Here is a 10,112-nt window from a genome sequence, read left to right on the forward strand (position 1 = left end):
CTTCTTTTTCGGCTCGCTTTACCGCCTCACGACGGAATTCCTCGGTATAAGCCTGTGTTTTTTTACGTGCCATGGTAAGCACCTCCATATAGGTCAATCTAACTATACAGAGTGTCTACAAGTCGTGGGTACCTCGGGCTGTTAACGCCTGACTCAATACTCGCATCGCTTCCAAATACCGGTTGGACTCCCGAAGCAGGATCAGCTGGTGACGAATCCTGGAAGCCGCTGCACCGCACACCACCGCAATCACCAGGAGAAAAACCAGTATGGTAAGTTCATCCTGACAAATGTCCTGAAACGTATATCTGGGTTCTGTGAGAAAAAAGTCAAAACTTAGGAAAGACAACACCGAGGCCAATATTGCTGGTCTCGAACCCAGTTTCAGCCCCGTAAACATGACAAACAACACATAAATCAGGGCCAGATTGGCGTTTGAGACCAACCATTCCATAGGAATGGCGATGGTAGTAGCCATGATGACCGCCGTCATGGCAAAGCCATAATCTTTAACGCGTCGCCCCAGAGTGCTGGGTTTGGTGTTTCCAGGTGATTTTTTTTGCACTGTCAGTTCTAGTTGTGAGTGAAAAAGAACGGTCTTGGCCGATTAGGGCTTGTTAACACTGTGTGACCAGATGAGATAGAGAACCCGGCACCGAAACGAAACGACGAACCCAAACCTGTGGTCCGATCAGGCGGTACACCTTGCCTTGCCGGATTCAATAACCCTCCCCCTGGAATCGCTTCCAAACCGTGGGTTCGAGACCGGCCTCCGGTACCACCTCACTATCCTCAGGCCTGCCCGGCAACCCGACAGGCAAACTTCATCCCGGAAAAACCCGCTCAGCTGACGTGCTGATCCAGGTATTTATTGACCTCCGACTCGATCATTCCCTTGAGGGCGGCCATCAACAGCCCCAGTTTGACATCCACCTGCAACGTCGTTTCATCAAAGCTGACCCTGGCGTCAACACCGCTGTACTGGTAGTGGACCATATCCCCTTCCCACTGGTAATTGCCGCCAAATTTGCCCTTCAGCTTTTCACCCAGCTCTTGGGTCATACTGCGCACCTGTTCCCGGTCCATGCTGTGGTGGCGTTTGATACGAATCTGGCTCATTTACTCCTCCCCTTCATCTTTCTTATAGGTGCCGCCTCAGCGGGCTCCCGCAAGGGCGCCGATGCTAGTCCTGTTTTTCCCGCTGGTAAAGGTTGAGACAGGCTTCCATGAACTGTAACTGCAAATTTCCCATGTAGGGCGCCAGCAGTGTCATGATCTGCAGAATGGCACTCTGGATAAAATCGTGCTGGCCGAGCTTGCGATTGCGCAGGTTTTGAAACTGGAACCAGTGCGTGAACAGCAACATGATATTGTCCGTCAGGTGCTCGACCCGCGCCGCCACCATATGCGGGTCGACAATGACCTCCTCATCCAGCAAGCCAGTCAACAGCTGCTTCACCCAGCGGGACTGCTGCTCCATCAGTCGCCGGAAACGGGACTCGATGCCGTGATACTTCTGCAACAGATCGGTGATGTTGCGGAAAAAAAACCGGTAGTTGTAAATGTGTTCAAAGATCACATAGAGGTGGAGCCAGTATTCCTCCAGACTCGATCGGGCTTCCAGCCCCTCCTGCAACAGCAGCTCCATGCCCCGCTCAAACTGCTCGTAGAGCTCGGCAACGATCTCGTCCTTGCCCTTGAAGTGGTAGTAGAGGTTGCCCGGACTGATATCCAGCTCGTTGGCGATATCCACCGCTGACAGGTTCGCCTCACCCTCCGTGTTAAAGAGCGCCAGACTCACCACCAGAATATGTTCACGCCGTTTCATGAAGCCATTCCGTCAGTCGCAAAAAAAGTTGCATCTTTTTGAAAAAACCTCGGTTTTTAGTATGCGTTTTCTAAAAATTCTCTCTACTCTGGCTGAAAGTTAAGAGCAAAACGCTCACTTTCAACTGCTACCGGAGATACTACTATGGCAGAGATTAAGAATGCTATTGACAAGACCGAAGAGCTGGCGCGCAAGATCTGGCTGGCCGGGCTTGGCGCTTATGGACACGGACTGAACAATATCCAGGAAGGCTACGAAAAAATGAGCGACTCAACTCGTCGCTATTTTGACGACCTGGTAGAGCGCGGCACAAAAATCGAAGCCGATGCGAAAACCAAGCTGGACCAAACCGGTGACAAGCTGAAAGAGGCTGGTGAAAAGCTGAAAACCCAAAGTGACAAGCTGAAAGCCCAGGGTGAGAAGCTGAAAATTCAGGGCAAGAACCTGAAAAAAGATGCGGTAAAAGCGAATATCAGTGCCAAGGTGGATGAAATTCGCGGCAAGGTCTCCTCCAAACTGACCATGCCGACACTGCCCACCATGCCGAGCATGCCCTCTTTCGGCAAGGAAGAGAAGCTGTCAGAACTGAGTAGCAAACTGGATGAATTGATCGGTGCGGTTTCTGCACTGGTTTCCAAGGAGGCCGCCGAGGAAAAACCGGCTCCCGCCCCCAAGAAACCCGCCCGGAAGCCCGCGGCCACTAAAACTGCCGCAAAACCGGAAACAGCGACAGAATAGGTTTACCCCCCCCTTGCTCGCAAGAGCAACTAGTGCCACAGGCCACCTCCCATAGGCCTGATTTTATAGGCTGCCCTCACAGGCAGCCTTTTTTTTCGCCCCTTGCGGCCGATCCGTCTCCGCCACCCCCCAACTGCCAAATGCCCACTATAATTTATCTGTAGTACCACTGCGTTACCCCTGCGAACTGCTGGAACATTGAATGGGTGTGTAACAGAGTATGAACGTGGAACTGGCACAGATTATCTGCCGCAAAGGGCCGCACTTCGTTTACGTCCTCGGCTTGGCACTGTGCCTGTGCCAACCCCATTGGCCGAAAGCCCTATCCGATGAGTTTTTGGCGCCGAGCACCCTCTATCGGGGCGACAGCCGCCAACACCCCGGCTTCAGCACGCTAAACAACCGACAACTGAGCCAGCGCGCCGAAGACATCCGCTCGCAGTCAATGAATGCCCAGCATCGCGCCCTGAATTATCAATGGTTGCAAAGCTATCAGCGGAACGAGTTTGTCGAAGGCGATAAGGCCCTGCAAATGTTCTTGAAAAGAGGCTTGAAAGACTACTGGGATCGACAGCGCAGGGAACACTTTCACGACAACAGGCACATACCTGACCTGGACGGACGAGGCCGGATCACCCGGGAACTCGACTACGATCTCCGCCTCAGTTCAGACGAACTGGAAATCGGCCTGTCCTACGAATTCTGATGGTTACAGAATTTTGCTAAACTCCCCGCCCACAACCACGGCGGGACTCCATTTTGACTTCTAAACCACAAACCCCACTGCCCCCGGCAACCCTGATCAGGCGGCTGATGGCGATGATCTACGACGGCTTTTTGTTGCTGGGCATCACCTTTGCCTACGGCGTGGTGGTCTTCCTGTTGCGCAAACTGTCCGGGGACGACACCCTGCAGCCCCCCCACGGTGGAGTGCAATTTCTCATACTCGCGGGGCTCTGTTTCTGCTGGGCATTTTTTTACGCCTGGTGCTGGCAGCGCTCCGGACAAACCCTCGGCATGAAATCCTGGCGGTTGCAGCTACAGGGGAGAGATGGCGGCACCGCGAGCTGGCAAAACTGCTGGTTGCGCTGCCTGCTGGCACCGCTGTCACTGGCCGCACTCGGCGCCGGTTACCTGTGGTGTCTGGTGGATCGGCAGGGGGATTGCTGGCACGACAGATGGAGTCACACTCGCACCGTACTGTTGCCCAAACCATCCAAATGAGCGTGCCACTAGGCCGCTCGACGCAACATCCACAAACCGATCAGGGCACTGATCAATGCCGGTGTGCCCACTGCCAACAGCGGTGGAATGCCGTAAACCACACTGGCCGGACCCAATAGGTCCTGCAGTGTGCGGAAGATCAGGCCCACCAGCACCCCGGCAAAGATGCGATAGCCCATGGTGACCTGCCGCAATGGCCCGAACACGAATGAGATCGCAATCAACACCAGGCTGACAATCGTGAAGGGTTGCAACGCCTTGGCCCAAAACGCCAACTCATATTTTGACGAATCCTGATCCTGCTCCTGAAGGTATTCGCTGTAGTTGTAGAGACTGCCGATAGGCAGGGACTTGGGCGGGAACACGATCAGATTGAGCAGTTCGGGCGACAGCTTGGTTTCCCACTCGCGGGTCACGAATTGCGATACCTCGGTGCTCTCGTCATGAAAGTTGGTGATCACACCCCGCTCTTCCAGCCAGCTCCCACCCTGATAGGTGGCGCGCTCGGCAAAACTGGCCTGGAGCAGCCGGTGGTTCTCATCGAACCGGTAACGGGTCACCCCGAACAGGACGCCGCCCGGATAAACCGCATTAAAATGCATGAATTCTTGGCCTTCCTTGTTCCAGAACCCGCTCTCGCTGTCCTGGGCACTGGTTCCTCCGGTCAACAACATGCGCCGGCTTTCCGCGTACTGGTCGGTATAGGGAACCAGGTATTCGCCGAGCATTGCGCCGAGCAGAATCAACCAGAGGATCGGGCGTATCACAAACCAGACGATGCGCAGCACGGAAACGCCTGCTGAACGCATTACCACCAGTTCGGAGTTATTTGCCAAAACACCCAGGCCGATCAGGCAACCGATCAGGGAAGCCATGGGAATATTCCCGTAAATCCGCCCCGGCAGGGTAATGGCGACATAGATCATCACCTGCAGAAAGCTGTAATCCTTCTCAATGTCACCGGTGCCATCTATCACCGCGCCAATGGCATCCAGTGACACGATCACCAACAACACCATGGCGATGGAACCCAGCACCGAGGCGGTAACATAGCGGGAAAGCCGCTGCATTGGCTGATAGTTACCCAACAAGTCCTTCACCTCCCACCCTGGCAGATTTCCTGGCCTCAACGCGTTGCCTGAACCAGCCCAGTAGCCAGGACCAGTAGAACAGGGTAAAGGCGATACTGATAAACACCAGGTGCACTCCCCACAGCCCCATCAGGGCAGAGATTTTGCCGTCCTCGGCCATTCCCCGCGCCCCGTTCAACATCACCAGATAGACGATATACAGCAACACGGCGGGCAACATCCGGGCAAAGCGTCCCTGGCGAGGGTCGGTCCTGCTGAGGGGAATGGCCATCAGGCTGACCACCAGCACCAATACCGGCACCGACAACCGCCACTGCAGTGCGGCGGCCTTCGGCGTCTGATCCGAGCCAAGCAGCTCTCCCGTGGGCAGGGTGTCGACTTTTTCGCGGCGACGCTGCGGGCTGGGCTTGCTGAGCCGTTGCCCGTACTCTTCGAAGCGGGTGATCTGGTAATCCGCCGCGCCCGGCACGCCCTGTATCCGGTAACCCCGCTCCAGCACCAGATAGCTCGGTTCACCCTCCGCACGGCGCTGGTGACCTGTCTCCGCCACCACCAATACCAGGTTGTGGCCGTCCTCCGCGTCGGGGTTGTTCTCGGCCAGGAAAACATCCTTCATTTCGCCGTCCTTACTCACCTCTTCGGTGTAGGTAACCACCTTGCCACCCTGCAACGGGTGGAAATGCCGGGCCATGAGGCTTTCCAGATCCCCTCGCTCCCGCTGGGCAGAGAAGATGGTTTCCGCCTTGCGCAGACCGGCAGGGGTGACGTACAGACTCAACCAGGCCACCAGCAGGGCAACCAGCAGGCCGGGGATAAGCGTGTAAAGGGCCAGCCGGTGTTTGGACATGCCGCAGGCCTCCATGATGGTCATTTCGCTCTGCACATAGAGGCGACCATAGGAAAGCAAAATGCCCAGAAAGAAGGCCAGCGGCAGAATCAGTTCCAGGAAGCCGGGAATGCGGTAACCGATCACCGCGAATAATATCCCCGCATCCAGCTCACCGGCGGCGGCCTCGGCCAGATACTTCACAAACCGGCCACTGACAATTACCAGCAGCAATGCCAGTGACACACCAAAAGTGGTGGCCATCAGGTCCCGGGCCAAGTAGCGAAATATCAGCAAGAAGTTATCCCTGTTATGCTTATAGCGTCTTGAAAAGAGTTGTTGCGGCAATTATCCAGAATTAGACTCCCGATGTCTCGCACTCTCTACCACTCTCTCAGCCAATGGAGAAGTCATGGAAGTTAATGCCCTTGTCGGCCCGCTAGTCACCCGAAAAACCGAATGCCTCGCCGTTGCCTATGGCCAGCGGGGACTCGATGATCCCGAGCTGAAAGCGGCAGATACAGCCACCGGCGGCCTGATCAGTCGACTGGTCAAAAAAGGTGATATAAAACAGGCCGATGGCAATTTTCTGCTGCTCAGTGAACCGCCGGGCCTGGCCGCGGAACGACTGCTGATTTTTACCACAGGCAAAGACCGCCTCAACGAACAATCGTTCCTCGAGCTGGCCGCAGGTCTGTCGGCACAACTCTGCAAACTGCCCATCAAGTCCGCCTGCCTTTCCCTGGAGGGTCTGGACGTCGAGGGTCGCGACAGCGCCTGGCTGGCCAGACAGCTGGCCCGACGGCTGGGTGAGGCCAGCTATCTGTTCAACCCCTTCAAGTCGGCGGAGAAAAAACCCAGCACCCTGAAAAAAGTGTCCCTGGTACTGTCCTCCCGCAAGGGGCTCGAAGCCGTCAAAAAATCCCTGGTGTGCGGCACCGCCATCGCCAACGGCATCAACCGCGCCCGGGAACTGGGCGACCTGCCCGGCAATATCTGCACCCCCAGCTACCTGGCCAACCAGGCCAAACTGCTGGCGGGTAAGCATACCGAACTGAGCTGCAAGGTACTCACCGAGAAACAGATGCAGGATCTCGGCATGGGCTCGCTGCTGTCGGCCACCGCCGGCACAGAGCAACCGGCCAAATTGATCGTGCTGGAGTACAAGGGCGGCAAGCGCGGCGACAAGCCGGTGGTGCTGGTGGGCAAGGGCGTGACCTTCGATTCCGGCGGCATCAGCCTGAAGCCCGGTGCCGGCATGGATGAAATGAAATACGACATGTGCGGTGCCGCCAGCGTGCTCGGCACCTTGGCCGCCGCCGCCGAGTGCCAGCTGCCCCTCAACCTGGTCGGCATTGTGCCCACCGTGGAAAACATGCCCAGCGGCAAGGCCACCAAACCCGGCGATATCGTCACCAGCATGTCCGGCCAGACCATCGAAATTCTCAACACCGATGCCGAGGGACGATTGATCCTGTGCGACGCCCTCACCTACGCGGGTCGCTTCAAGCCAGCACTGGTGATCGATATCGCCACCCTCACCGGGGCCTGTGTGATGGCCCTCGGCAGCCACGCCAGCGGTCTGCTGAGCAACGACGACGAGCTGGCCGGCCAGCTCGAGGCGGCCGGTGGCAGCAGCGGCGACCGGGTGTGGCGACTGCCGCTGTGGCAGGAGTACGACAAACAACTGAAGAGCAACTTTGCCGACATGGCCAATATCGGCGGCCGCGAGGGCGGCACCATTACCGCCGCCTGCTTTCTCGGTCGCTTCACCAAAAACTATCGCTGGGCACACCTGGATATCGCCGGCACCGCCTGGAACAGCGGCGCCAACAAAGGCGCCACCGGTCGCCCCGTACCCCTGCTGATGCAATTCCTGCTGGAGCAGGCAGGCCAGTGACCCACATCAATTTTTACAAACTGTCCGGCAACTTCGAGGCGGCGCTGGCACTGGCCTGCCGCCTGACGGAAAAGGCCCATCAACAGGGCCTGCCGGTACTGCTGCACACCGCCGATGAGGCCACCTCACAACAGCTGGACCAGTTGCTCTGGTCCTTCAAGGCCAGCGCCTTTCTACCCCACGCCGTTGAAACAGTGCCGACATCGGCCATCGCCATCAGCCACGGCGACGACCCCGGCGAGCACCACGGTATCCTCATCAACCTTTCCCGCCATGCGCCGGGTTGGTTTTCGCGCTTTGAGAAGGCCGTTGAAATCGTCTACGATGACCAACAGGTCATTGACGAGAAACGTGAGCGCTGGAGCTTTTTGAAAAGCCGGGGCTACCCCATGCAGTACCACGATCTGAGTAAACCGGAGTGATGTCGCCGACCCCGACCCCACCCGGCCAAGCGGCCTCTGGCCAGAGGTAACCAGCTTGTCACAGGAAGCCCGCGGCACCGGACAGACCCGCAAGAATCTCATCGAGGAACTCGACGAGTTGCGTTTTGCCCTCCACGAGGGGCCGGAGTTCCAGCACGACATCCCCCTCCTGAACGAGCCCGTTGAGCTGCCGGAAGACGACCTCGAGCTCGATATCCCGATCCTCACCGACGCCTGTGAAGAACCGCCGGCGACAGCCGTCGAGTCACCCATGCCCCAGGCGATCGACAGCGATGCTTTTGACCAGCCGGCCGCCCCCGACGGACCGGTCGCGGCCAAGGACAGGGACTTTCCGGTCAGTGATGCCGAGCTGGAACAGCTGCTGGAACAACTGGTCGCCGAACAGCTGCCGAAACTGGAAAAGAAACTGCGCGCTCGCCTGCGCCGCATGATCGAACAGGGGCAGCTGGATCTTCTCGACAACCCTCCTCTCGACAACCATCTCCTCAATAACCACGTCGACGAAGGCTGACCTGATCATTATAATTCCCGCCTTCATCTGTTCCGCCCAGCCCTGCGGAACACTCTGTTTTGCCCCGGCCCCCTGCGAGTAGACATGGAAAAGACCTTTAGCCCCCAAGACATCGAAATGAAGTGGTACCAGACTTGGGAAAGCAATGGCTATTTCAAGCCCAGCGGCGACACTGCCGCCGATCCCTATTGCATCATGATCCCGCCGCCCAATGTCACCGGCAGCCTGCACATGGGACACGGCTTCCAGGAAGCCATCATGGATGGATTGATCCGCTACCACCGCATGCTCGGCAACAACACCCTGTGGCAGGTGGGCACCGACCACGCCGGCATCGCCACCCAGATGGTGGTGGAGCGCTTGCTGGACGCCGATGGCGTGTCCCGCCACGACCTGGGCCGGGACAGGTTCATCGACAAAGTCTGGGAGTGGAAAGAGCAATCCGGCGGCACCATCACCCGCCAGCTGCGCCGCCTCGGCGCCTCCCCGGACTGGTCCCGGGAGCGCTTCACCATGGACGACGGCTTCTACCAAGCCGTCCAGGAAGTGTTTATCCGCCTCTACCAGGACGGCCTGATCTACCGGGGCAAGCGGCTGGTGAACTGGGACCCGAAACTGCACACCGCCATCTCCGACCTGGAAGTGATTTCCGAGGAGGAAAACGGCTCCCTGTGGCATTTCAAGTACCCGCTCAGCGATGGCCGCGGCTTCCTGGTGGTGGCCACCACCCGCCCGGAAACCATGCTCGGCGACACCGCCGTGGCGGTAAATCCGGATGACGAGCGCTATGCACACCTGGTGGGCAAGACCGTCACCCTGCCGCTGACCGGCCGCGAGATTCCCATCATCGCCGACGACTACGTCGACCTGGAGTTCGGCACCGGCTGTGTCAAGATCACCCCGGCCCACGACTTCAACGACTACGACATGGGCCAGCGCCACGCCCTGCCGATGATCAATATCTTCGATCACAACGCCCACCTCAACCAGCAGGTGCCCGAAGCCTACCGGGGTATGGAGCGCTTCGCGGCGCGCAAACAGATCGTCGCCGACCTGGACGCCCTGGGGCTTTTGGAAAAAATTGACGACCACAAACTGAAGGTGCCCCGCGGCGACCGCTCCGGGGTGGTGATCGAGCCCTACCTGACCGACCAGTGGTATGTGAAAACCGCGCCGCTGGCGGAAAAGGCCATCGCCGCCGTGGAAGACGGCAGCATCCAGTTCGTGCCCAGGCAGTACGAGAACATGTATTTCTCCTGGATGCGCGACATCCAGGACTGGTGTATCTCCCGGCAGCTGTGGTGGGGCCACCGCATCCCCGCCTGGTACGACGAAGAGGGCAATGTCTACGTGGGCCGCAGCGAGGAGGAAGTGCGCGCGCATCACTACCTGGGCGATATCGCCCTGACCCAGGACGAGGACGTGCTGGACACCTGGTTCTCCTCCGGGCTGTGGACCTTCGGCACCCTGGGCTGGCCCAATGCCGGCGGTGATCCGAAAATTGTCGAACTCCTCAAGACCTTCCACCCCAGCAGCGTGCTGGTCACCGGC

At 58.1% G+C, this 10,112-nt stretch carries 12 protein-coding genes; 7 read left to right on the forward strand and 5 right to left on the reverse strand.

Features of this window, described 5'->3' with window-relative positions:
• Positions 1-115: 115 nt before the first annotated feature.
• The 3 genes from ABY948_RS08445 to ABY948_RS08455 all read right to left on the reverse strand — a co-directional run bounded on the left by ABY948_RS08445 (position 116) and on the right by ABY948_RS08455 (position 1,828).
• A complete protein-coding gene (locus ABY948_RS08445; RefSeq protein ID WP_461482091.1) occupies positions 116-565 on the reverse strand; it encodes a DUF4118 domain-containing protein in 450 nt (149 codons plus the stop codon).
• 278 nt (positions 566-843) lie between these two features.
• Positions 844-1,119, reverse strand: coding sequence for a polyhydroxyalkanoic acid system family protein (locus ABY948_RS08450; protein WP_461482092.1), 276 nt, complete (start codon positions 1,117-1,119; stop codon positions 844-846).
• Positions 1,120-1,183: 64 nt separating this feature from the next.
• Positions 1,184-1,828 carry a TetR/AcrR family transcriptional regulator gene (locus tag ABY948_RS08455; protein WP_461482093.1) on the reverse strand — a complete coding sequence of 215 codons (645 nt, stop codon included), beginning with the start codon at positions 1,826-1,828 and terminating at the stop codon, positions 1,184-1,186.
• Between the two features lie 144 nt (positions 1,829-1,972).
• Between ABY948_RS08455 and ABY948_RS08460 the strand changes: the two genes are divergently transcribed.
• From ABY948_RS08460 to ABY948_RS08470, 3 genes are all read left to right on the forward strand, one after another.
• Positions 1,973-2,566, forward strand: a complete 594-nt coding sequence (locus tag ABY948_RS08460) for a phasin family protein (protein WP_461482094.1) — start codon at positions 1,973-1,975, stop codon at positions 2,564-2,566.
• A gap of 220 nt (positions 2,567-2,786) precedes the next feature.
• Positions 2,787-3,272 carry a hypothetical protein gene (locus tag ABY948_RS08465; protein ID WP_461482095.1) on the forward strand — a complete coding sequence of 162 codons (486 nt, stop codon included), beginning with the start codon at positions 2,787-2,789 and terminating at the stop codon, positions 3,270-3,272.
• Between the two features lie 53 nt (positions 3,273-3,325).
• Positions 3,326-3,790 (forward strand): RDD family protein, encoded by a 465-nt coding sequence (locus ABY948_RS08470; protein ID WP_461482096.1) that lies wholly within the window; start codon positions 3,326-3,328, stop codon positions 3,788-3,790.
• A gap of 8 nt (positions 3,791-3,798) precedes the next feature.
• Here ABY948_RS08470 and lptG read toward each other — a convergent pair whose 3' ends face one another.
• Positions 3,799-4,890, reverse strand: a complete 1,092-nt coding sequence (lptG, locus tag ABY948_RS08475; protein ID WP_461482097.1) for an LPS export ABC transporter permease LptG — start codon at positions 4,888-4,890, stop codon at positions 3,799-3,801.
• The gene (lptF, locus tag ABY948_RS08480) at positions 4,871-6,004 is read right to left on the reverse strand and encodes an LPS export ABC transporter permease LptF (protein ID WP_461482098.1); all 1,134 of its coding nucleotides are present in this window, start codon (positions 6,002-6,004) and stop codon (positions 4,871-4,873) included. Before lptF ends, lptG begins: the two co-directional genes overlap by 20 nt.
• Positions 6,005-6,119: 115 nt before the next feature.
• Between lptF and ABY948_RS08485 the strand changes: the two genes are divergently transcribed.
• The 4 genes from ABY948_RS08485 to ABY948_RS08500 all read left to right on the forward strand — a co-directional run.
• The gene (locus ABY948_RS08485) at positions 6,120-7,607 is read left to right on the forward strand and encodes a leucyl aminopeptidase (protein WP_461482099.1); all 1,488 of its coding nucleotides are present in this window, start codon (positions 6,120-6,122) and stop codon (positions 7,605-7,607) included.
• Positions 7,604-8,029 carry a DNA polymerase III subunit chi gene (locus ABY948_RS08490; RefSeq protein ID WP_461482100.1) on the forward strand — a complete coding sequence of 142 codons (426 nt, stop codon included), beginning with the start codon at positions 7,604-7,606 and terminating at the stop codon, positions 8,027-8,029. Before ABY948_RS08485 ends, ABY948_RS08490 begins: the two co-directional genes overlap by 4 nt.
• Positions 8,030-8,084: 55 nt before the next feature.
• Positions 8,085-8,561, forward strand: coding sequence for a hypothetical protein (locus ABY948_RS08495; protein WP_461482101.1), 477 nt, complete (start codon positions 8,085-8,087; stop codon positions 8,559-8,561).
• Positions 8,562-8,645: 84 nt separating this feature from the next.
• The coding region (locus tag ABY948_RS08500) for a valine--tRNA ligase (RefSeq protein ID WP_461482102.1) at positions 8,646-10,112 on the forward strand (1,467 nt) is incomplete at its 3' end.

This window comes from Porticoccus sp., from assembly GCF_041592135.1.
Classification (GTDB): domain Bacteria; phylum Pseudomonadota; class Gammaproteobacteria; order Pseudomonadales; family Porticoccaceae; genus Porticoccus.